Annotated in this window: 12 protein-coding genes; 9 read left to right on the forward strand and 3 right to left on the reverse strand. The window is 60.2% G+C overall.

What is annotated here, in order from left to right:
- Positions 1–15: 15 nt before the first annotated feature.
- Entirely contained in the window at positions 16–558 is a 543-nt protein-coding gene (locus tag H1B37_RS30740; RefSeq protein ID WP_182871119.1) for a hypothetical protein, read from the reverse strand.
- Between the two features lie 369 nt (positions 559–927).
- Positions 928–2,322 carry an asparagine--tRNA ligase gene (gene asnS / locus H1B37_RS30745; protein ID WP_182871120.1) on the reverse strand — a complete coding sequence of 465 codons (1,395 nt, stop codon included), beginning with the start codon at positions 2,320–2,322 and terminating at the stop codon, positions 928–930.
- A 177-nt stretch (positions 2,323–2,499) separates the two neighbouring features.
- Between asnS and H1B37_RS30755 the strand changes: the two genes are divergently transcribed.
- The 7 genes from H1B37_RS30755 to H1B37_RS30785 all read left to right on the forward strand — a co-directional run bounded on the left by H1B37_RS30755 (position 2,500) and on the right by H1B37_RS30785 (position 18,809).
- On the forward strand, positions 2,500–6,492 hold the full coding sequence (locus H1B37_RS30755; RefSeq protein WP_286178405.1) for a DUF7133 domain-containing protein: 3,993 nt from the start codon (positions 2,500–2,502) through the stop codon (positions 6,490–6,492).
- Between the two features lie 538 nt (positions 6,493–7,030).
- Complete coding sequence (locus tag H1B37_RS30760) at positions 7,031–10,867, forward strand: efflux RND transporter permease subunit (RefSeq protein WP_182871121.1); 3,837 nt, start codon at positions 7,031–7,033, stop codon at positions 10,865–10,867.
- 285 nt (positions 10,868–11,152) lie between these two features.
- Entirely contained in the window at positions 11,153–11,797 is a 645-nt protein-coding gene (gene upp, locus H1B37_RS30765) for a uracil phosphoribosyltransferase (RefSeq protein WP_182871122.1), read from the forward strand.
- Entirely contained in the window at positions 11,797–13,071 is a 1,275-nt protein-coding gene (locus tag H1B37_RS30770; RefSeq protein ID WP_182871123.1) for a NupC/NupG family nucleoside CNT transporter, read from the forward strand. Before upp ends, H1B37_RS30770 begins: the two co-directional genes overlap by 1 nt.
- 296 nt (positions 13,072–13,367) lie before the next feature.
- Positions 13,368–15,809 carry a DUF1553 domain-containing protein gene (locus H1B37_RS30775; RefSeq protein WP_182871124.1) on the forward strand — a complete coding sequence of 814 codons (2,442 nt, stop codon included), beginning with the start codon at positions 13,368–13,370 and terminating at the stop codon, positions 15,807–15,809.
- A 14-nt stretch (positions 15,810–15,823) separates the two neighbouring features.
- A complete protein-coding gene (locus tag H1B37_RS30780; RefSeq protein WP_182871125.1) occupies positions 15,824–17,275 on the forward strand; it encodes a DUF1501 domain-containing protein in 1,452 nt (483 codons plus the stop codon).
- A gap of 118 nt (positions 17,276–17,393) precedes the next feature.
- Positions 17,394–18,809 (forward strand): sulfatase family protein, encoded by a 1,416-nt coding sequence (locus tag H1B37_RS30785; RefSeq protein ID WP_182871126.1) that lies wholly within the window; start codon positions 17,394–17,396, stop codon positions 18,807–18,809.
- 245 nt (positions 18,810–19,054) lie between these two features.
- On the opposite strand, the gene H1B37_RS30790 is transcribed toward H1B37_RS30785, so the two are convergent.
- Positions 19,055–20,143, reverse strand: a complete 1,089-nt coding sequence (locus H1B37_RS30790) for a hypothetical protein (RefSeq protein ID WP_182871127.1) — start codon at positions 20,141–20,143, stop codon at positions 19,055–19,057.
- Between the two features lie 161 nt (positions 20,144–20,304).
- Between H1B37_RS30790 and H1B37_RS30795 the strand changes: the two genes are divergently transcribed.
- Both H1B37_RS30795 and H1B37_RS30800 read left to right on the forward strand, forming a co-directional pair.
- Positions 20,305–21,759, forward strand: coding sequence for a hypothetical protein (locus H1B37_RS30795; protein WP_286178406.1), 1,455 nt, complete (start codon positions 20,305–20,307; stop codon positions 21,757–21,759).
- A gap of 137 nt (positions 21,760–21,896) precedes the next feature.
- Positions 21,897–24,023, forward strand: a complete 2,127-nt coding sequence (locus tag H1B37_RS30800) for an FAD-dependent oxidoreductase (RefSeq protein WP_182871128.1) — start codon at positions 21,897–21,899, stop codon at positions 24,021–24,023.
- Positions 24,024–24,051: the final 28 nt, after the last annotated feature.

The following is a 24,051-nucleotide window of genomic DNA, read 5'->3' on the forward strand; positions in this document are numbered from 1 at the left end:
AAATACAAGCCGCGATCAAATCACGAATGAATCGTGTCGTAGCGGCAGGTAGATCGGAGTCTGCAACATCTTTCCCTTAATGTCATCTAGCTGCTTCTGCCTTTCTTTTAGATGGATTTGAATTCCAGCTCCGGCATTCTCGTCGGCGTTAAGACGCTTGATGCGGTCGGAGATCTGTCCGGCTTGCGTCTTAAGTATCTGAATGCGCTGGTCAATCGCTTCAGCCTCTAAATCTGAAATACTTTGCGTCACGTTCAGTTTGAGCTTCAATCGTTCTCTTTCCTGACGAACAGTGAAAGCATTTAGGAATTCAGAAACCCTGAACACTTGGAATGTCCTCCGCAATTTCATCTCCTCGGTTGCGGTAATTTCAAAGAGCGGATCCGGCTTAATCGTGTCCAGCATCTCAGATCGAAGCGCATTCCATTTTTCTTCGATTTCCTTTTCTTTCTTTTCAAAGCTTGAAGGATCGATCTGACTATCCGCGGATTTCACATCCCGCGATAGGCAAATCGCGAGAACACCGAGAAGTGTAATAAGTAGAGAAAGTCTTGGCATTGTCTTTTACCTTTCAAGCACGTCAACGAACGGACAAGCATCAAGCAATTGAATCGCACTTGTTGAAGCGACGTTCCCACTAGTCTGTTTTCCTTAAAACGTTTCTGTCTGTCCGGAGATGGTCGAATGTCCCCACGGCTTCGAAGCAGCTGACCAATCGATCGATTCGATTCCTCGATTAACGGACGTTTCCTCGCTAAAACCGACGCTCACAAGAATATGGTTAGAATCGCAGATCAGGGATGCATCGTCCAGCAATGCGTCGGCGGCCAGTCCGTTTCACCATCGTTTTGCCCCCATCGTTTTGCCCCTCGTCATACTGCCTCCCATCATTCTGCCCCGTATCATTCTGCCTCCCTCTCCCCCTTCTCAAAACTCCGCGTTCCCCGGCGTCCTGGGAAACGGGATCACGTCGCGGATGTTGGTCATCCCGGTGACGTATTGCACGGCGCGTTCCAGGCCGAGCCCGAATCCCGCGTGCGGCACGGTGCCATATTTCCGTAAATCGATGTACCACCAATAGTCGTCTTCGCTGAGCGACTGGGCGGCCATGCGTTTGCGCAACACGTCCAGCCGTTCTTCCCGTTGGCTGCCGCCGATGATCTCGCCCACGCCTGGGACCAGCACGTCCATCGCGGCGACCGTTTTTTCGTCATCGCTGACCCGCATGTAGAACGGTTTGATCGTCGACGGATAGTCGGTCAAAATCAGCGGCCCGCCGACGTGTTGCTCGGTCAAGTAACGTTCATGTTCGGCTTGCAGGTCGCTGCCCCAGGCAATGTCGTAGTCGAATTTCTGGCCGGAAGACTCCAGTTTCTTGATCGCTTCGGTGTACGTCATGTGCTGGAACGGTTTGTCGATCACCGCGCGGATCTGTTCAATCTTTCCCTTCTCGATCCGTTGGTCGAAAAACGCCATGTCTTCCTCGCAGCGTTCCAGGCAATCCGAGAAGACCTGTTTCAGAAACCGCTCGGCCAGCTGCATGTTGTCGGCCAGATCAAAGAAGGCGGCTTCGGGTTCGATCATCCAGAATTCCGCCAAGTGCCGGCTCGTGTTGCTGTTCTCGGCGCGAAACGTGGGGCCGAACGTGTAGATCCGTCCCAGCGACGTCGCGTACGTCTCACCTTCCAATTGCCCGCTGACGGTCAGGAACGTGGGTTTGTCGAAGAAGTCAAAGGAATAATCGACCGGCCCGCCGGACTGGGCCAGCCGCTCCAGATCCAGCGTCGTGACGCGAAACATCTCGCCGGCCCCTTCGCAATCGCTGGCGGTGATGATCGGTGTGTTGACGTACAGAAAACCGTTTTCGTGAAAGAAGCGGTGAATCGACTGGCAGATCTGGTCGCGGACCCGCATCACCGCCCCGAGCGTGTTGGTGCGGGTTCGCAAGTGCGCCCACTCGCGCAGCTTTTCGAACGAGTGGCGTTTTTTCTGCAGCGGATACGATTCCGGATCGGCCCAGCCCAAAACGCGGACCGCCGAAGCGTGCAATTCGGTCGCCTGGCCTTTGGCCGGCGAAACTTGCAGTTCACCTTGGACGACCACGCTGCAACCGGCGGTCAACTTTTGAATCTCGTCGGCGTAATTGTCCAGTTCACCCGGCGCGACGACCTGCAGGTTTCCCAGGCACGAGCCGTCGTTGACTTCGATGAAGCTGAAGCCACCTTTACTATCACGGCGTGTGCGCACCCAGCCGCGGACTTCGCAGGGTTGGCCGGCGGATTCGGCAAGACGAGCTTGTTTGACGGGGATCCAATCGTTCATTGCAGCGACTTTCGGTCCGGTGGAGATGTTGGGTTGTTTGGGCGGCGGCGGACGGGCGAAAGCTACCGGTCAATCGAAGCGATCGCAATGCGGGAATCGATCTTGCATCGATTTGCCCGCCCCACCTATGTTGCCAGAGTACTTTTGTCGCCCCCCTCCCTACAAGATGATTGCGCCATGGACGGCCGTTGGATCGAAAACCGAACCTGCGTTTCGAAGTCACGTCATACCCGCCTTCGTGAGCTCTTGACCGGCATCACCGCTCTGGCGTTGTTGGCCGTGATCGGCCCTGGCAATCTGGCGGCGAGCGAGGCCGAGTGGATTTGGGCTCATGGGACGACGGCGGAAGAACCGATCGCCGTGGGTGCCCAATGCTTGTTCCGCAAACCGATCAATCTGCGCGTCCCGGCGGAAGTTCGCATCGAGATCGCCGCGGATGACCAATACGAGCTATTCGTCAACGGCCATTCGATCGGCAACGGCCAGTCCTCACGGACGGTCGACGAATATGACGTCAGCGAGTATTTCGAAGTCGGACGCAACATCGTCGCGGTCCGCGTCCGCAACCGTCGCGGTGATACCGCCGCCTTGGCCGCCCGCGTGTCAGTCCGACCGGACAACAGCGACAAATGGTTCACATTCAGCTCCGACGCGTCCTGGAAAACCAGCACCGAAGACAGCGAGCTTTGGGAAACCGTCGTCTTCAACGATCGCTTGTGGGGATCGGCGTCGACCTTCGGACCGCTCGGCGACACCGCACCCTGGGACCGCACCGAAACGGAAGCCGAGCGGATTGCCGCGGCACCGTCGCGACTGGCCCCCTCGCCGACGGCGTTGACCGATCCCGCCCCTGCTAATCCAACCGCACCGGTCGCCCCAAACGCCAATCGTGCGGGCCAATCCGTTATGGCGTCCAGCAAACCCGCCCCGCCGGCGACACCGCAGCGCGAGCGATTTCAGATTCAAAAAGGATTCGGCGTTCAACGCATCCTGTCAGACGACAAGATCGGTTCGGCGATCGCGATGACGTTCAACGAATTCGGTCACCTGTTGATTTCCCAAGAGAACGGACCGCTGTTGCTGGCCTATGACGACAACGATGACGGGGTGCCCGAGACGGTTCGCACGTACTGCGACAAGGTCGAATCCTGCCAGGGCATCCTGGCACTCAACGGACAAGTCTTCGTCACCGGTGACGGCCCCGACGGCCCCGCGCTGTACAAGTTGTCCGACAGCGATCGCAACGGAACGCTTGAGAAGGTCGAAGCGATCGTCAAGTTCGTCGACTCGAGCGGCCGACCGGCACGCCCCGGTGAACACGGCCCCCACGGTTTGCGACTCGGCCCCGACGGCATGATCTATGTCGCGCTGGGAAGCCACGTGCAAGCGACCGGCGAAGTCGGCGACGGCCAGACCTATCGTGATCCATATGAAGGCGACTTGTTGCCGCGTTACGAAGACCCCGCCGGTCACGGCCAAGGCATCAAGGCTCCCGGCGGAACGATCATTCGCACCAACATCGACGGCAGCGTCATCGAACGTGTCGCCGGCGGACTGCGCAACCCCTACGACATCGTCTTTCACTCCGGCGGCGGGATGTTTGTCCACGACGCCGACATGGAAGCGGACGTCGACACCGCCTGGTATCGTCCCAATGCCGTGTTTGATGTCACCGAAGGCGGCGAATTCGGCTGGCGGACCGGTTGGGCGAAATGGCCCGAATACTACTACGACCGATTGCCCGACATGCTCGACACCGGACGCGGCAGCCCGACCGGCGGTGTTTGTTACGAACACTATGCGTTTCCGGTCCGATATCAAAACACACTGTTCTTGGCCGACTGGAGCGAAGGGCGGATCCTGAACGTCCGTCTGAAACCGCGCGGGGCAAGCTTTGTCGCCGACAGCGAAGTCTTCCTGCAGGGCCAACCGCTGAACGTCACCGATTTGGAAGTCGGCCCCGATGGCGGTTTGTATTTCTGTACCGGAGGCCGATCGACCGCGGGTGGCGTTTACCGGGTCATTTACAAAGGTGAAGTGCCCGACCGGATGAACAAGCTCGGTTCCGGCATTGCCGCGGCGATCCGCCAACCCCAAATCGAATCGGCTTGGACAAGACAAAAGATTGCGTCGATCAAAAGCGAACTCGGCGACAATTGGAACCAATTGGTCGCCGGTGTCGCTTACAGCGACGACAACCCGCCGGATTACCGCGTCCGCGCGATGACGTTGATGCAGCTGTTCGGCCCGATCCCCAGCGAAGACCTGTTGTTGGAACTCAGCCAAGCCGAAAGCGAACTCGTCCGCGCCAAGTCCGCGCTGATGCTGGGGCGTGCCCCCGGTCCGCAGGGCCGCGAGCGATTGGCGACGCTGTTGGAAGACGACGCGCCGGTCGTCCGACGTGCGGCGTGCGAAGCCATGCTGCGAGGCGACATCACCCCGGACAGCGTCGACGGTTTGTTGGACGTGATCGCCAGCGGCGATCGCACGCTGGCCTATGTCGGCCGCAAACTGCTGGAGCGGATGCCGGCCGAAACGTTCCGTGACGAAGTGCTGGCGACCGACGAAACCCGAGTCGCCATCGTCGGCATGCTCGCCCTGGTCGCGATCGACCACAGCGAACCGACCGCGCTGGCCGTGTTGGAACGCTGCAGCGAAATGATGACCGGCTTCCTGAGCGATGCCGACTTTATCGATGTCCTGCGTTTGTGCCAGGTCACGTTGCATCGCAGCGAACTAGATGCGACCAAGGTCGCCGCCCTGGGCGAACAGATCGCCGAGGAATTTCCTGCCGGCGAACCGCGAATCAACCACGAGGTCATTCGCTTGGCGACATACCTGAGCAGCGAATCCTTGGCCGATCGCGCCATCGAATACCTGGAGTCCGATGCACCGCACGAGACCCGCACGTTGGTGGCGATGTGTCTGCAATCGATGTCCGACGGCTGGAACGCGAAACAACGCTTTGCAATTTTGAAGTTCTTTGAAAAAGCCGCCAACCGATCGACCGCCGGTTCGCTGCCGATGTACATGACCAACGTCACACGCGACTTCGCATCGACACTGTCCGAAGACGACCTGCAAGCGATTCTGGAACAGGGACACGTTTGGCAGAACGCCGCGCTGGCAGCGATCTACAAGGTCAAGCAACCGATCGACACCAAAACGACCAAGACCTTGCTGTCGCTCGATAAAAAGATTCGCGACAAACAAGACGGACGAGACGTCCAACGACGACTACGGACCGGCATCGTCGCGCTGTTGGCATCGTCGGAGGAACCCGAAGCCCAGGAGTACCTGCGCGAACTGTGGCGCGATGAACCACAACGCCGCGCCGTCATCTCCATGGCTCTGGCCGTGCACCCCGAAGGCGAGAACTGGGACTACTTGGTCCGCAGTTTGAACATCGTCGACGCCGAAGCCGGTGACGACGTCGTCGCCGCACTTCGCAAGGTCGATGTGGCGACCGACGACCCGATGGCCCTGCGACACTTGATTTTGCTGGGCGTCCGGGCCGAAGAAGAAGAACGTCCGTTTGAAGGGATCGAACGACTGCTGGAGCACTGGACCGGAATGGAGCGGCCGGCCGGTGGAAAGAAATCGATGCGGCCGTGGCAAAAATGGTACGCCAGCGTTTATCCCGATCGCCCGCCGGCGGACCTGCCCAAAGCCGACCAGTCGCGCTGGGATTTTGAGCAACTGGTCAGCTACCTCGACAGCGACAAGGGGCGGTTCGGCGACCCGGTTTCCGGGAAAGCCGCCTACACCAAAGCCAGCTGTGCCCAGTGCCACCGGTTTGGCAACTATGGCGAATCGATCGGCCCGAACCTGTCGGGAATCGCGCGTCGTTTCACCAAACGCGAGATCGTCGAATCGATCCTGTACCCGGCCCACGTCGTCAGCGACCAGTACGCCAGTAAGAAGATTCTGACACTGGACGGCAAAGTGTTGGTGGGAATGGTCAGCGAACAGTCCGACGGCACGTTGGTGATCCGCGACGCTCGGAACAACACGACGATGATCGAGGCGTCGGAGGTGGATCAGATCCTGCCCAGCACCAGCAGCATCATGCCCAGCGGACTGATCGACGAGCTTTCCTTGCGGGAGATCAGCGACATGATGGCCTACCTGGGCGTCGTCCCCTCGGCCGAAATCGCATCGCGACCGTAGCGCGTCGCCTTTCGAAATTTACGACGGCCCCTTCGGGCGTGGTCGTGCGGTTTTTCACCTCCTGTCTATCAGGCGTTTACGCCTTCACCCTCCCTCTGGGAGGGTCGCGGAGGAGTAAGCGACGACGCGGGGAGGGTTCTCTGTGGCTCGGATACACTCAAACACCATGAATCGACCCTCCCCTCGCTGCGCTCGACCCTCCCAGCCAGGGAGGGTGAATTCCCGAAAACCGCACGACCCCTGCCAGGGAGGGTGACATGGAGTGCTCGGTGAATCGGCGGCATCGCTCGGCAGGTGGAGGGAGCTCCGCGCCTCACGGCGGTCCTTCGCCACGCCGCGCCGGAAAAGCTTCGCCGACCCGGACGACCCGATGGTATGATCGCGCCAGACGGGTAATCGGGCGCCGCTTTGAAGTAGACCCCGGCGGGCGAAGCGGCTATTTTCTCGATTGAATCTTAGGGCGGAAATCATTGGGCCAGTCACGGCACCGGAAACCTGCGTCGCCCGTTCTACCCAACCAATCGGATACCTACCCCCCATGCCAAACCCCCAGCAAGAACAGGGCCTGACGGATCGGCCATTGCTGGAGCGTCGGACTCCACTGGGAGTTTCCTTCGCGCTGGTGGTGCTGTTCGGCTTCTTCTTCTTGATGCCGTTCGCGTTTCGCTCCGCGCGATTGAGTCTGAACAAGAAAGAAAACGACATCAAGGATTGGCTTCCGGCGGAGTTCGTCGAAACGGCCGAGTTGGAGTGGTTCGCGGACCACTTTGCCGGCGAAAGTTTTGTGATCGCGACCTGGCCGGGGTGCACCGAAGACGACCAACGGCTGAAACTGCTGGAATCCAAGCTGCGACATGAATCGAGCCAGTCCGACCCGGCCGAAGGGATCGAAGATCCGAAGCTGTCCCAGGACTATCGGTCGGCCAAGGAATACGGCGTCCGGCTGGGATTGTTGCCCGCATCGCGCTCGCTGAATAACTGGGGCGGCAAGAACGAGAAGTGGCTGACGACCGCCGACGGCAAGTGGTACTACATCACGCCCAATGGGCATTTGCATCGTTGGGAGGGCCGATCGAACGCTCCGGCCGGATTGGTTCGTGGCATCAAGCGTTCGCTGGGCACCCACGAGTTGCAGGGCACCTTTGTGGCCGCGTTCGGCCCCGAAGACGGCGAGCGAGCCAACCCGTTTCACAACGATCCGTCGTTGCTGACCGCCCCCATGTTCCGCTCAGTCGAAACCGGCGTGTCGCTGGTCAAGGAGTTGTCCAAAGAGGGCGGACTGCTGTGGCCGGTCGACTTTACCGATCAATCACGGCGGCCGATCGTGGCCCGTCGACGGGCGATGGAGCGGTTGACCGGATCGCTGTTCGCGCCGGCGGTTCCCAATCAGTTTGCCTGGACCGCCGCGGCGTTTCGGGGCGTCGTGCCCAGCGAGCAACGCGCCGCGATCCCCGAAAACTTTGAAGCGATCGTCGACAAAACGCTCGCCGAGTTCGCCGACGAAAACTTGGATGGCGAGCTTGAACGTCTGGCGACCAGCGAGACCGAAACGCAGACCGATGCTTGGTACGCCGTGTTCGATGCGGCCGGATTGACGCCTCCGCCGCGTCAAACCTGCTTGCTGATCACGCTGACCGACATCGCTCAAGACAACCTGGCACACGCCTTGGGTCGAGGCGTGTTGGGCGCTCCGCGCGGCCGTTTGCTGGAACTGGCCCATGACTCGGGCATCCAACCCGCCGCGCCACCGTCGATGGCCCCGCCGCCGTTTAATCGAACCGAAGTCGAATCGCTGGCCGGCGCCCCGCCGCTGCGTCTGGGCGGCCCGCCGGTCGACAACATCGCGATTGACGAAGAAGGTACGGTGACGCTGGTCCGGTTGGTCGGCTACAGCATCCTGGTCGGCGCGCTACTTTCGTACCTGTGTTTCGGCAGCTTCAAGATCACGTTGATGGTGTTCATCGTCGGCGGATCGGCCGCGATGCTCTCGATGGCGGTCGTCGGATGGACGAACGGCAGCGTGGATGCGATTTTGATGAGCATGCCGTCGTTGGTCTATGTGCTGGGCCTTTCCGGTGCGATCCACGTGATCAATTACTACCGTGATGAAGTCCGTAAATCGGGTCGTCGCGGTGCGGCCGGACGTGCCCTCCAACACGCGATGTTCCCCTGTTCGCTGGCCGCACTGACCACCGCGATCGGACTCGGTTCGCTGTACACCAGCAATCTGGCGCCGATCAGCAACTTTGGGCTGTACTCGGCGATCGGTGTGATCGCCACGCTGGCCATCCTGTTCTCCTACCTGCCGGCGGCGCTTCAGACCTTCGTCACCGAGTCGCATTCCGAACCGGAAACACCGTCACACGAGCGCCGCGACGAAGACGACGAACCCAAAGAATCCTGGCTCTCGGATCGTTGGGCCGACGCGGGGGCGTGGATTTGCCGGCGTCATCTGCTAGTGACCACCGGCTGCATGATCCTGTTGGTCGCCGCCGCCATGGGGCTGCCCAAGATCAAGACGTCCGTCCAGTTGCTGAAACTGTTCGACGAAAACGCACGGATCATCCGCGACTACGCTTGGCTGGAAAGCAATTTCGGCAAACTGGTGCCGATGGAATTGGTGCTGCGTGTGCCGCCGTCGATGCAGTTGGAAACCATCGCCGAAGCGGCCGCGGACGAGTCAGACGGCTTGGCCGACGTGGCATCAGCCGACGCCTCTGACCCTGAAACGACCTCGCCCGATTCCGCGCTGCCACTGAATGTGTTGGAGCGGGTCGAAGCCGTCGCGCGGGTCAGCTCGGTCGTGCACCGAACACTCGGCGAACCGGGGCTGGACATCGTCGGATCGACGACTGCCGTCAACACATTTTTAAAACCCCTACCCGGCGTGACCAACAGCTGGAATCCGGTTCGATCCCAGTACATCAGCGAATTGAATCAGGGCCGCGACGAACTGCTCGCCAACGACTATGTCCGTTTGGAAAAAGCGGGACCCTACGCGGGCAGCGAATTGTGGCGGATCAGCTTGCGGGTCGGTGCGTTGGCGGACGTCGATTACGGGCAATTCATCAAGACGCTGCGTGTTTCCGTCGAACCGGTGCTGCGTGCCTACGACACCCGCGAAGAGTTACTCGACAAGATCGCGGCGGCCGATGCGGGCGGCGGCAAACAGCCCGTCATCGTGATGCTGGGAGCTCCGCGGCCGAGCCCGCTGGCGGAAACCGAATTGGTGGATTTGAGCGACAAAGCGGACCTGGCCAGTGAAGACCGGATCCGAACGCGTGCGATCTATCTGTCGGTGTTGGAAGAACTACTCCGCGGCGAGCGATTGCGCGAACCGATTTGGGTCGACCACCTCTCGACGGAAAAACCGATCGATATCGGCGGAGAGCGTTGGAATAAGGTGATCGAGATCGCGGATGTCGTCGTCTGGGTGGGCGAAGATCCGGCCCCGCAGGCAGCGTTGGCCGACGCCAAAACCTTGATCGACGCGCAAGGGATTTTCGCCAAAGCGATCAGCCACGAATTGATCGACGACACGATTCCCGAAGTGGCCGGCTCGGGTGCGATGCAGGTCGTTTACACGGGAGTCGTTCCGGTGGTCTACAAAGCCCAGCGGACGTTGTTGGGCAGCCTGGTCGAATCGATCGCCTTGGCGTTTGTGTTGATCTCCGTCGTGATGGTGGTCTTGCTCAATCCGGCTCGCACACCGTTGCGGATGTTGGGACCGGTCAGCTTCGGTTCGGGGCTCGGTGCAGGCGTCGTCTCCATGATCCCCAACATGTTCCCGGTCTTGCTGGTGTTCGGGTTGATGGGCCACTTCGGTCGGCTGGTCGATATCGGAACCATGATGACGGCCTCGGTCGCGATGGGCGTGGCGGTCGACGACACCATTCACTTCCTCAGCTGGTTCCGCTCCTACCTGGACCGCGGCTTTGATCGCATCAAGGCGGTAGAGATGACGTACCGCCGCGTCGGGCCCGCGATGACGCAAACGACCATCGTCGGCGGACTGGGATTGTTCGTGTTCGCCCTCTCGACGTTCACGCCGACACAGCGATTCGGGACGTTGATGCTGGTGTTGCTGGTCGCAGCCCTGGTCGGCGACCTGGTGTTGCTGCCCGCCCTATTGGCCGGCCCGTTTGGAAAACTGTTCCGACCGCGTGTCGGTTCCAAGGGCGCGACGGGTGTCAGCGACGATGAACTGGCGCTGCTGCAACCCGACGGTGACGGCCCCGATGGCGGCTCGTCGCAACCGGCCGAAGACGAACCGGCGGCGGCCACGTTGGCGATCGACAAGGAATCCCTGCCGAGTCTGAAGCTGCATTCCCCCTCACGACGCACCGATCGTCCGCACCGGATGAAAGGCCGGTAGTAGTCCGCCGCAGCTTGGTTTTCGGGGAGTGGACGAGGCGACGCGTCCATTCGCAGTGTGAACCGCAAGGACTCCTCGCGTCGTCCACTGCGGATTACCCGAATTTCCACAGGGGCGAACGAATGGATCCCATGGATGGCAGGGCGTCCCCACGGATGAGACCACAAAAACTGGTGGGAAAGCGCGCTCACCGGGCTGCGCCGATTCGAGCCGGCGACGTCGAATCGGCTACACTACGACCTCCAACTGCCTGACCAATCAGCTCGGCTTCGGGAGACGCATTCGGTGAGTCTAGTCCAGCGTGTAGAACATCCACTGATCGACCATCACCTGTGCCGGATTCGCGACGCGGCGACGCCGCCGAGTGAATTTCGTGCTGCGGTCAACCGCCTGTCGATGATCCTGGGGGTTTCGGCAACGGTCGATTTGGCGACACGCCCGAAGCGGATCACCACGCCGATCTGCGAAACGACAGGGTGCGAGTTGTCGGTTCATGTCGGCATCGTTCCCATTCTGCGCGCCGGCTTGGGCATGGTCGATCCGATTCTGGAGTTATTGCCCGACGCCTCGGTCTGGCACCTGGGGCTTTATCGCAACGAAGAAACGGCCGAACCGGTCGGGTACTACGACAAACTGCCTCACGAAAACGCCCCCAACATCGCGCTGGTGGTCGATCCGATGTTGGCGACCGGCGGCAGCATCGATCTGGTGATTCGGCGGCTGCAGCGTTGGGGCGTGGACGAAATCCGCGTGCTCAGCCTGATCGCCTCCCAACCGGGGATCGATCGCGTCGGACAAGATTTCCCTGACGTCAAACTATTCGTTGCGGCGATCGACCCGGAGTTGAACGAGCGTTCCTTCATTGTGCCCGGACTCGGCGATGCGGGGGACCGAATCTTTGACACCCCGCAAAACGGGTCGTCGGATTGATGGAACGCTTGATCTGTTTGCTCGGGCTGGCCGTCTTCATCGGTTTGGCGTGGTTGATCAGCAGCGATCGAAAACGATTTCCTTGGCGTGCGGTCATCGGTGGATTGGCGTTGCAACTCGTGCTCGCATTCTTGGTCTTGGTGACCTCGTGGGGACAGCGATTCTTTCAGGCGGTCGGAGAGGCGTTTTCGCTGGTGATGGATTCGGTCACCGCGGGCAGCAGGTTCATGTTCGCCGCTCAATCACCCTCGCTCGGTGATTCGATGTTGGGAACGTTTGCCTTTGGTGTCTTGCCCACCGTGATCTTCTTTTCCGCGCTGATGAGCATCCTGTATCACCTTCGCATCATGCAGTGGGTGGTCTGGGCAATGGCATGGGTGATGCGATTTACGCTCAAGACAAGTGGGCCCGAGACGTTGGCCGCCGCCGCCAACGTGTTCGTCGGCCACACCGAAGCCCCACTCGTGGTCCGACCGTATTTGGCCAAGATGACGCGCAGCGAACTCAATGCGATGATGACCGGCGGGTTTGCGACCGTCACCGGTGGCTTGCTTGGTGCATATGCCGGGATGGGAATCGATATCTCGCACCTGTTGACCGCTTCGGTGATCAGCGCGCCGGCGGCTTTGTTGATCGCCAAGGTGATGGAACCCGAAGCAGCCGACGCCCATGTGTCCACGTCGCTGCGGATCAACAGTGCGGCGTCCGATCCCGACGCAGGCGACGTCGGTCATGTCAACGTGATCGCCGCGGCGGTTGCCGGTGCGAGCGATGGGTTGAAACTGGCGCTCAACGTCGGCGCGATGCTGATCGCGTTTCTGGCCATCCTGAAACTCGTCGACGTGCTATTGGGGTTGGGCTGTGAGCAGTTCGGCTGGGTCGATGCCGCCGGAACCCCGTTGATCAGCCTGGGCGTGATTTTGGGTTATGCCTGTTGGCCAATCGCCTGGCTGCTGGGGATCCCGGCGGCCGAGTGCACCGAAGCGGGCCGCTTGATCGGTCTGAAGACGGTCGCCAACGAGTTCATCGCCTACCAGTCGCTCGGAGAGATGATGAAGTCTGATGCGCCGGCGATTTCCGAGCGAACCGCAGTCATCCTGACGTATGCCTTGGCCGGATTCAGTAACTTCGGCGCGATCGGGATCCAGGTCGGTGGGATCGGCGGATTGGAACCGAAGCGAAAGAAAGACCTGGCCCAACTCGGTCTACGGGCCATGTTCGGGGGGCTGTTGGCTTGTTGCATGACCGGTGCCGTCGCCGGCTTGCTGCTGTAGTTCCGCAACGGTGGGATAGGCTTCCAGCCTGTCAAATTGGGAACAATGCTCAGGCATTTTGAACCCATTCTCATTGGAATCCGGCGGCGGATTGGGCCACAATGGTAAACTGTACATCCCACCTGATGCCGAGTGCCGGTCTGTCGCGCGTTTGCCCACGGGCGCGTTTTGATGATGACGACCTCGCTCGGCCGCCCCCAAATCCATGGGGCGGACTTTGATCACCCCGCCTCGAATCAACCTTCAACTGGCCCAATCACCCAACCGGCCAATTGCCCGCCCTCGGCGAGACCATTATGAAGCCCCCTCGTGAGTCCGTTTTGAAACTCAGCCTGATGATCGCCGTCGCGTTGACCTGCCTGTCGGGGTCGATGGTCCATGCGGCGACCACGAAAATCGACTTTCAAAAACAGATCCAGCCGATTCTGGCAAAAAAATGTTACGCCTGCCACGGCCCGGATGAAGCGGAAAGCGGGCTGGAATTCACCAGTCGCGATGCGGCGCTGGCGGAAACCGAATCGGGCAGCTTCGCCATCGTGCCCGGCGACGTCGAAGCGAGCTTGTTGATCGAGCGAATCACGACCGAAGACGAATTCGAACGGATGCCGCCCGAAGGCGATCCGGTCACCGAGGATGAAGCCGCATTGCTGCGCGAGTGGATCGCCGCGGGCGCCGAATGGGAAAAACATTGGGCGTTTGAGCCGCTTACCGATCCGACGCCGCCCGAGGTTGCATCGGCCGATTGGCAATCCAATCCGATCGACGCGTTCATCTACGACTCGCTGTCCAAAGCGAACCTGACGCCCAACGGTCCGGCGGGCAAACGTGAACTGATTCGCCGCGTCTACTATGACCTGACGGGCTTGCCGCCGACCAAAGCCGAGGTCGATGCGTTCGTCGCCGACGAATCGCCTCAGGCGTTCCATCGCGTGACCGAACAATTGCTCGATTCACCGCACTACGGCGAACGCTGGGGACGCCACTGGTTGGACCTGGTTCGCTTTGCCGAAACCAATTCCTTTGAACGGGACGGCCCCAAGGACAACGCATGGAAGTTCCGCGATTATGTCATTCGCTCGTTCAACGAAGACAAGCCGTACGACCAATTCATCCGCGAGCAGCTCGCCGGTGACGAATTGGACCAGGTGACCAAGGAGACGCTGACGGCCACCGGATACTATCGATTGGGGATCTGGGATGACGAACCCGCCGACGAACTTCAGGCGCGTTTCGACGGCCTGGACGATATCATCTTGACCACCGGGCAGGTGTTCTTGGGATTGACGATGAACTGTGCCCGTTGCCACGACCACAAGATCGATCCGATCCCGCAAAAAGATTACTACAGCATGCTGTCGTTCTTTGAGGACGTCACGCCCTACGCCCGACGCGGCGATCTGAACACGTTCAGCCAGATCGACGTCAGCTCGGACCAGTTGCGAGCACGCTATGCCGCCAACGACCAGCAACGCCGCTCGATCGAGCAACAGATGCAGGAGATCGAACAGATCGGAATCGCCAAGATGTCCGCCCCCGATCAACGCGCGACCGAAGGAGCCAAACGCGATCGCAATCGTGTCTTGAAGGAAAAGCTGCAAGCGAATCTAACTGACCAGCAATGGGACCGATACCAGGAATTGAAAGAGCAGCTCAAGGCGAACGCCGAACAGTTGAAAGCGTTGCCGCAGCGTGAACGAGTGATGGGATTGGCGACCTATCGCAAGATCGACGAGCCGACGTATGTGCTGTATCGCGGCAGTCCCCATTCGCCCAGCGATGAGGTTTCGCCCGCGTTCCCGACCCTGTTCGAAGACGCTCCGCCGGCGTTGCCCGACACCGAATCGACGACCGATCGTTCCGCCGGACGCCGACGCATCCTGGCCGATTGGATCGCCAGCGAAGACAACCGATTGACCGCCCGCGTGATCGTCAATCGGATTTGGCAATTCCATTTCGGCCGCGGCATCGTTCGCAGCAGCAACAACTTCGGACAACTCGGCACTCCGCCGACTCACCCCGAACTGTTGGACTACCTGGCCAACCGTTTCATCCAAGACGGTTGGAGCGTCAAGAGCATGCACCGGCTGATCCTGTCCAGCCGCGCCTACCAAATGTCCTCGCAAGGCAACGAGACCTCGTTGGCCGCCGATCCCGACAATGAATTGTTTTGGCGGTTCGATCCGCGACGTTTGAGCGCCGAAGAGATTCGTGATTCGATGCTCGCCGCCAACGGCTCGCTGAACACCGCGGTCTATGGGCCGAGCGTCTATCCGACGCTGTCCCCCGAAGTGCTGGCCGGCCAATCCAAACCCGGCAGCGGCTGGGGCAAATCCAGCCAGAGCGAGCAGAATCGCCGCAGCGTCTACATCTATGTCAAACGATCCCTGTTGACGCCGATGTTGTCCGCGTTCGACTTCCCCGATCCCGACCAGACGTGTGAAGCGCGATTCATGACGCTGCAACCGGCTCAAGCCCTTTCGCTGCTCAACGGTGACTTTGCAGCCCAGCAGGCCGCAAAGCTGGCCGACAGCGTGGAAGCGTCGGCGATCGACAACCGCGAATTGGTCCGCCGTGTGGTCCAGGCCGTCCTGGCCCGCGATGCGACAGACGCCGAGATCGCCGACGGTGATGAATTGATCACACGCTTGCAAACACAACACGGATTGGACGCCGAGCGGGCCAAGACGCTGTATTGCCTGAGCGTGATGAACTGGAACGAATTTTTGTTTATTGACTGACTGACGGAACCGAAATGAAAAATCAAACGCGAAACTTTTGCGGCCGGACACGCCGTGAGTTCCTTTGGCAAACCGGTGGCGGCTTCGGCGCCGCAGCCCTGTCATCGATGCTCTCCCAAGACGGCTTTCTGTCGGCGTCGGATTACGTCAGCGGTGCCAACCCCTTGGCCGCGAAACCGCCGCACTTCGCCCCCAAAGCGAAAAGCGTGATCTTCTTGTTTATGTACGGCGGCCCCAGCCACATCGACACGTTCGATTACAAGCCCAAGATGACCGGCATGGACGGCAAGACCGTCGACGTGAAAACGTTCGGTCGCGGCGGGCGCAAGAGCGGCGGCCGGATCGTCGAACCGCGTTGGGAGTTTTCCCAACACGGACAATGCGGCAAGTACGTCAGCACGTTGTTCCCCAACCTGGCCAACCACGTCGACGACATCGCATTCTTGCATTCGATGACTGCGGATTCTCCGATCCACGGTTCTGCGATGTTGATGATGAACAGCGGCAAAATCCTCTCCGGCAGCCCCGCACTGGGTTCCTGGGCGACCTACGGCCTGGGGTCGGTCAACGAAAACCTGCCCGGTTATGTCGTCATGCTGGACCCCAAGGCCGGCCCGATCAGCGGTGCAAAGAACTGGAGCAGCGGCTACATGCCGGCGACCTACGCGGGAACCGTCTTCCGCACCAAAGGGGCGCCGATCTTGAACCTGGATCGCCCCAAAGGCATGTCGCAAGACGTGCAGCGTGAGTTGATCGATTCGATCCAAAGTGCCAACCAGCGGCACATGGAAACCCGCAGCGACAACGATGATCTGGCATCCCGGATCGCCAGCTATGAACTCGCCTTCAAAATGCAATCGGCTGCCCCAGAAGCGGTCGACCTGTCGACCGAAGACCAGCGGACGCTGTCGATGTACGGGATCGATCGCGAAGAAACCAACGACTTCGGCACCCGTTGTCTGATCGCACGTCGTCTGGTCGACCGCGGTGTTCGCTTCGTCCAACTCTACAGCGGCGGGGCACACAACGACGACAACTGGGACGCCCACGGCGACTTGGAACTGAACCACAATCGACACGCCGGACGAACCGACCTGCCGATCGCGGCCCTGTTGACCGACTTGAAACAACGCGGAATGTTGGACGAAACACTGGTGGTCTGGGGCGGCGAATTCGGCCGCCAGCCGACCGCCGAATACGCCAAAGGCTCCGGACGCGACCACAACTCGTTCGGGTTCACGATGTGGATGGCCGGCGGCGGTATCAAGGGTGGCATGTCGTTCGGGACCACCGACGAACTCGGCTCGGCCGCCGTCGAAAACCCGTTGCACGTCAAAAACATGCACGCCACCGTGTTGCACCTGATGGGACTGGATCCCAATCATCTGTCGTACTTCTACGGCGGACTGGAACAAAAACTGGTCGGCGTCGAACACGTCGATCCCATCCACGAAATCATCGCCTGACACCGATCAAGCGTGGGATAGGTTTCCCGCCTGTCGATTCCATATGGACGAGCCAAGAAGACAATTCCACTTGATGACAGGCTAGAAGCCTATCCCACACCCCATCCCCACCTTTCCCATGAAGTTCTTCCCGCTGCTTGGCCTGTTCACCACACTCTTCGTTTGCACTGCCGGCGCGTCTGCACCGCCCAACGTGTTGGTGATCCTAGCCGATGACTGTACCTACAACGATCTGCCGATGTATGGCGGGGAAAACGCCAAAACGCCGAACCTCGATCGCTTGGCCAGCCAAGGGTTGACGTTCAACCGAGCTTTCCTGTCCGAAGCGATGTGCCAACCCTGTCGTGCCGAGCTCTATTCGGGGCTATACCCGATGCGCAACGGTTGTGCCTGGAATCATTCGGCCAGCCACAGCGACATCGAAACGATGCCCCAGTACTTGAGCGCGGCGGGGTATCGCGTCGGTCTCGCCGGCAAGGTTCACGTCCAACCGCGTCAAGCGTTTCCGTTTGAATCGGTCGGCGGCTTTGACAAAAACTGTGTCCGCGATCCGACGCAGCAGCACCAGATCGCCCCGGCCGCTGAATTCATGTCGCGAAGCGACGACCCGTTTTGCCTGGTCGTTGCGCTGGTCGAGCCCCACGTGCCCTGGGTGATGGGGGACGCCAGCGCCTACCCGCCGGGGGCGATCAAGCTGCCGCCGAACATCGCCGACACGCCGGAAACCCGCCGCGCCTTCGGTGCTTACTTGGCTGAGATCACCTACATGGATTCCCAGGTCGGCCAATTGCTCGACACGCTCGAAGCGACCGGCAAGGCCGACGACACGCTGGTGCTGTTTTCGTCCGAGCAAGGGTCACAATACCCAGGCAACAAGTGGACCAACTACAACACCGGCGTCCACACCGCGCTGATCGCACGAATGCCCGGCATGATCCAGCCCGGCAAGCGGACCGACGCACTGGTTCAATACGCCGACGTCTTGCCGACGCTGATGGATTTGGCCGGAATCCAGCACGAAGCGGAGCTATTTGACGGCACCAGCTTTGCCGATGTCCTGCGCGGCGGGACCGACCGCCATCGCCAGTACGTTTATGGCGTGCACAACAACGTCCCCGAAGGCCCCCCGTATCCGATCCGTTCGATCAGCGACGGACGATACCACTACATCCGTAACCTGCAGAATCAAAACCTGTACATCGAAAAGCATTTGATGGGAATCAAGGGCAACGGAAAACTGAACAACATCTATTGGCAGACGTGGGTGTTTGAATCGTTTGACAACGAAAAAGCGTTGCGTTTGATTCAGCGTTATCAATTGCGACCGTCGGAGGAATTGTTCGATCTGGAGAACGATCCCTACGAGATGAACAATCTGGCCGGCAGTGCCAGTGTCGCGGCGATCCAAGCCAAGCTGAGCAGCCAACTGGACGCATGGCTGGAACAACAAGCCGATCCGGGGATCGAGCAAGACACGGTCGAAACCCACCGCGCCGCCAAACAAGGCAACCACCGCTTTCGACCGAAACGGTAGGAAGGAAGGATTGCGAGCACGTTGGCGTCTAGAGGGACAGCGCCACTTTGACGTAGCCACGCTCGCCAGAGCGTGGAAAACCTTGGGGATCCACCTTCTGGCGAAGGTAGCTACGTTTGACCGGAAGGCCCTCGGCTTGCGAAAGCCTTGACGACATCCGATACGATCAAATCCTCTACCGTACGATGGCCCTTCCCAATCTCCGAAATCGCCTAAAGGCTAAACACCAACACTAGCGAATAACTTCACTTCCCCGCCGGGCTCGTCAGCGTCGCCAATCGCTTGCTCGTTCGCCGCTTCCAAATGAATCCGTCCAGCACGTAGTGCGTGATCTGCGGGACCGCCAACAGCGGCACCAAGACCACTTCGACCGACTGCAGATTCCACGGCGCACCGAACAGCCACTCCCGCTGGTGCCAGACGCCGCGGTCCCACACCAGTTCTTCGACGTACGCCAGGATCCAAATCAATCCGACAAACCGCGACAATCGCATCGCCACTCCCGGCAGCGGTCTTTGTCGGGTTTGTGCGGCACTCTGGTGGTACCAATACACCAGGACCATGTAAGGGATGCCGTGGATGATCACGTTGGTCACCGTGAACGCGTAATCGGAATTGAAGGTGATGATGCCGATGTACCAACACAGTGCGGTGGTCGCCACGACCAGGTCCTTGCCCGGATTGACTTGTCGCTTTGCCACCGCCAGCCAGATCGCCTTGCCGACGTAGGCCGCCATCGCGGACCAATAGACCGGCGCCAGCCAGGCCGACCCGTCGAGCGAAAACGATGCGAAGTCGTCCGGACGAAACCACCAGAATTCACGCGGCAGGTGACTGTGCCAATAGACCAGCGGGTACACCGTCGCTAAATAGATCGCCGACGTGTCGATCCAGCGACCCCAGCGACTCGTTTCCCCGGCTTTGCTGCGATACAACGCCACCCAGCCGTATTGCTGGCGGATGAAATGAAACACGGCCAGATAGGCCAGACAGCGCCAAAACGCATCCACGCTTTCCGAATACACCGCCCAACTGATGGCAAATGCCAAGGCCGGCGTCAACGCGTACAACCATGGTCGCCGGGCGAGTTCGTCGCGGTCGAAATAAACGCGGAAACCCGTTGCATAAACGTGGGCCACATCAATCAACAAAATCGCGATCACCCAGGCCCAGCTCGGTGTGTCCTGATGAAGCCATCCAAAGATGCCCCCGACCCCGAGCATCGCAAAGGCCAACAGCGCGCTGCCGCCGAACGTCATCAAGTCGACCGACCGGCTGAATAGCCAAGGGATCGGTCTTGCGGCAGTTCCTGTCGGTGTCGGCAAGGGAGACATAATGTGGGATAGGCTTCCAGCCTGTCGATAGCGGGAGAGGCTTACCGCCTGTCGTAGATCGTATCGTGAAAGTTGCTTCTGCCAACAGGACCCGATAGCATAGCCGATCGCAACCACTCCCCACTCCCCACTCCCCACTCCCTCCACTCAGGCGTCCGATCATGCCCACGTCGTTTCGAATTTGGCTGTCACTCACAACGGCGCTCGTCGGTTCGCTGAGTCTCGTTTTCTGCCATGCCGGCTTCGCGGATTCTCCCGCCAAGCAGTTTCGTGCCGGTGCCTACGCGATCGACATCACCCCCGCCGAGTTTCCCGTCAGCTCGGCCGGCAGCATGACGCACCGAACGGCCGACGCCGCGCACGATCCGTTGCACGCTCGGTGTCTGGTGCTCGACGACGGCCAGACGCAGATCGCACTGGTCACCTGCGACAGTTGCATGATCCCGCGATCGATTTTTGACGCGGCGAAACAACAAGCGTCCAAGCAGACCGGGATTCCCACCGACCACATCCTCTGCTCGGCCACGCACACCCACACCGCAGTCACGGTGACGCCGACGTTTCAAAGCATCGTCCAAGAGGACTACCTGGGTTACCTGACCGAGCGGATCGCCGCGGGCATCGTCCAAGCCCACTCGCAATTGGAACCGGCTCGCGTCGGATGGGCGATCGGAAACAATCCGCGTCAGGTGTTCAATCGTCGTTGGTTCCTGCGGCCGGGCAATCCGCTGGCCGACCCGTTCGATCGCGGGACGGACAAGGTCCGAATGAACCCCAGCGCCAACAGTAAAAGTCTGCTGCAACCGGCCGGGCCGATTGATCCGCAAGTGCCCGTGTTGGCGGTCCAGGCGACCGACGGTCGGCCGATCGCGGTGTGGGCCAACTATTCGCTGCATTACGTCGGCGGTGTGCCGGCCAAATCCTTGTCGGCGGATTATTTCGGCGAGTTCGCCCGCCGGTTTTCTCAGCTGATCGACGCCGACGAGACCGAGCCCGCGTTTGTCGCCGCGATGACCAACGGAACCAGCGGCGACATCAACAACATCAACTTTTTCGAAGGCGGCCAGCGTCAACAGCCCTTCGAACAGATTCGTCTGGTTGCCGCCGATGTCGCCGCTTCGGCCCTGGTCGCGTACCAACGCATCGAATACCAGGATTGGGTACCGCTAAAAATGCAAGAAACCGAAATTGAACTCGGCGTCCGGCGGCCCGATGCCGAGGAAGTCGCGCGTGCGGAACAACTGATCGCCGAAGCCGGGTCGGGCCCGTGGCGCGAGCGCCGACTGATCTATGCCAATGAAACGCTGGACTTGGCCAAGTACCCCGCGACCGTCAAAGTCAAACTGCAAGCGATCCGCATCGGCGACCTCGGGATCGTCAGCAGCCCCTGCGAAACGTTCGTCGAAACCGGTTTGGCGATCAAGAAACAAAGTCCGCTGAAGCCGACCTTCACCATCGAATTGGCCAACGGCTACAACGGCTACCTGCCGACGCCGCAGCAACACGCTTGGGGCGGCTATGAAACCTGGCGCGCCAAATCGAGCTATCTGGCGGTCGACGCCGAACCGAAGGTGCGACAAACCTTGCTCAAACTTCTCGATCAGGTGTCGCAGTAATACGGGATTTTCGGTCCGTCCGGCGTAGCTACCTTCGCCAGAAGGTGGTTCTGCCACGTTCTCCACGCTCGCATTGAGCGTCGCTACGTCCGAGCAATGCTGTCCATCTAGACTCACTCCTTTCAAACACCCCAAGCATGAACCATCATCGCGTCCGAAACGTTCTCTCCATCATCCTACTGATCTGCCTGTCCACACCTTCGACGGTCCGTGCCGCCGGAGGAGATCAATATGACGTCGTCATCTATGGCGGCACGTCGGCCGGAATCGCGGCGGCGGTCCAAGTCAAACGCATGGGCGGTTCAGTCATGGTCATCGAACCGGGACGCAGGATCGGCGGGCTGACCACCGGCGGGCTGGGACAAACCGACATCGGCAACAAGGCGGCCATCGGCGGCATCGCCCGCGAGTTCTATCAACGGGTGCGAACGTACTATGACCAGCCGGAACACTGGAAATGGCAGCGACGCGACGAATATCGCGATAGCGGCCAGACACGCACCGGGTCGCAAGAAGACACCATGTGGACCTTCGAACCGTCGGCGGCGCTGACGATCATGCAGGACTTTGTCCGCCAGTACGGGATTCCCGTGGTCTACCAACAGCGACTCGATCGAACGAGTCTGTCCGATTCCAACGGTCGCGTTCGCGGCGTCGAATTGGACGGCAAACGCATCGTGGCGATTCGAACCGAAAGCGGTCAAACCTACCGCGGCCGTGTGTTTATCGATGCGACCTACGAAGGCGACTTGCTGGCCGGCGCGGGCATCGCGTACACCGTCGGTCGGGAGAGTAACGCCGATTACGACGAAACACTCAACGGCGTCCAAACGCGTCATGCCAGGCACCATCAATTCGCCCGCGGTGTCGATCCCTACATCGTCCCCGGCGATGCCGGCAGTGGACTGCTGCCCGGCATCGACCCCGAGGGTCCCGGCCAGGAACAGGGGGGGGACCATCGCGTTCAAGCGTTCTGTTTCCGAATGTGCTTGACCGATCACCCCGAAAACCGGATCCCTTTTGCCAAACCCGATCACTACGATCCGCTGGACTTTGAATTGTTGCTGCGGAATTTCGAAGCCGGCGAAGGCGGGATGCCATGGATCAATTCCAGCATGCCCAATCGAAAGACGGACACCAACAATCGGACCGGATTCTCGACCGACTTCATCGGGCAAAACTACGACTACCCGGAAGCCAGCTATGCCGAGCGAGAAGCGATCATCCGGCGGCATCGGGACTATCAAAAGGGGCTGATGTGGACCTTGGCCAACCACCCGCGCGTCCCCGATCACATTCGCAATGAAGTCGCCCGCTGGGGCATGTGCCGCGACGAATTCGAGCGAGAAGACGGTTGGCAACAACAGCTCTACGTCCGCGAAGCAAGACGCATGATCGGAGCGACCGTGATGACCCAGCATCATTGCCAAGGACGCGCGGTCGCCGAGGACGCGGTCGGGATGGCCGCCTACACGATGGACTCGCACAACGTCCAACGCTACGTCGATGACCGGGGCCATGTGCGAAACGAAGGAGACGTCCAGGTCGGTGGCTTCTCACCCTATCCGATCGCTTACGGATCATTGACACCGAAGGCGGAGCATTGCGAAAACGTGCTCGTCCCGGTCTGCTTGAGCGCCACGCACATCGCGTTCGGCTCGATCCGCATGGAACCGGTGTTCATGGTCCTGGGGCAATCCTCGGCAACCGCCGCCATGCAGGCGATCGCGGCCGATGTCCCGGTCCAGCAAATCGATTATGACACGCTCCGGCAACGGTTGCTGGCGGACGACCAGGTCCTGGAATGGACCGGGCCGGTTCGACGCCCGGCAACATCCATCGCCGCCAAATCACTTCCCGGAATCGTGGTCGATGACGAAGACGGCGAACGATCCGGATTTGAGGGCACCAGCCAAATGATCGGTCCGTTCGTCGCCGCCGGCTATCGGCACGATGGCGATACCGACAAGGGGCACCAAAGCATTCGGTTTCCCGTTCAAATCAAACAGTCGGGAACGTACGAATTGCGAATCGCTTATTCCCCCAACGCCAACCGGGCAACCAATGTCCCGGTCATCATCCGCAGCGGCGGCAGTTCTCAAACGGTGACGATCAATCAACGCCGCAAGCCGAACCACGGCGCGTTCGCTTCGGCCGGCAAATTCGCGTTTGCCGCCGGAACGGCGGAAATCGAAATCAACAACCGCGATACCGACGGCCACGTCATCGTCGACGCGATCCAGTTGTTGCCGATCGATCCATAGCGCACATCGCCAAGAGGTTCGGCGTTCG

The sequence above is a fragment of the Stieleria mannarensis genome (genome assembly GCF_014154935.1).
Classification (GTDB): domain Bacteria; phylum Planctomycetota; class Planctomycetia; order Pirellulales; family Pirellulaceae; genus Stieleria; species Stieleria mannarensis.

What these genes read in the sequence shown, in the direction of transcription:
- H1B37_RS30760 (WP_182871121.1), top strand. Translation starts at nt 7,031, where the DNA reads ATGCCAAACCCCCAGCAAGAACAGGGCCTGACGGATCGGCCATTGCTG.
- H1B37_RS30785 (WP_182871126.1), top strand. Translation starts at nt 17,394, where the DNA reads ATGAAGTTCTTCCCGCTGCTTGGCCTGTTCACCACACTCTTCGTTTGC.
- H1B37_RS30780 (WP_182871125.1), top strand. Translation starts at nt 15,824, where the DNA reads ATGAAAAATCAAACGCGAAACTTTTGCGGCCGGACACGCCGTGAGTTC.
- H1B37_RS30755 (WP_286178405.1), top strand. Translation starts at nt 2,500, where the DNA reads ATGGACGGCCGTTGGATCGAAAACCGAACCTGCGTTTCGAAGTCACGT.
- H1B37_RS30775 (WP_182871124.1), top strand. Translation starts at nt 13,368, where the DNA reads ATGAAGCCCCCTCGTGAGTCCGTTTTGAAACTCAGCCTGATGATCGCC.
- H1B37_RS30770 (WP_182871123.1), top strand. Translation starts at nt 11,797, where the DNA reads ATGGAACGCTTGATCTGTTTGCTCGGGCTGGCCGTCTTCATCGGTTTG.
- H1B37_RS30795 (WP_286178406.1), top strand. Translation starts at nt 20,305, where the DNA reads ATGCCCACGTCGTTTCGAATTTGGCTGTCACTCACAACGGCGCTCGTC.
- H1B37_RS30800 (WP_182871128.1), top strand. Translation starts at nt 21,897, where the DNA reads ATGAACCATCATCGCGTCCGAAACGTTCTCTCCATCATCCTACTGATC.
- H1B37_RS30790 (WP_182871127.1), bottom strand. Translation starts at nt 20,143, where the DNA reads ATGTCTCCCTTGCCGACACCGACAGGAACTGCCGCAAGACCGATCCCT.
- H1B37_RS30740 (WP_182871119.1), bottom strand. Translation starts at nt 558, where the DNA reads ATGCCAAGACTTTCTCTACTTATTACACTTCTCGGTGTTCTCGCGATT.
- asnS (WP_182871120.1), bottom strand. Translation starts at nt 2,322, where the DNA reads ATGAACGATTGGATCCCCGTCAAACAAGCTCGTCTTGCCGAATCCGCC.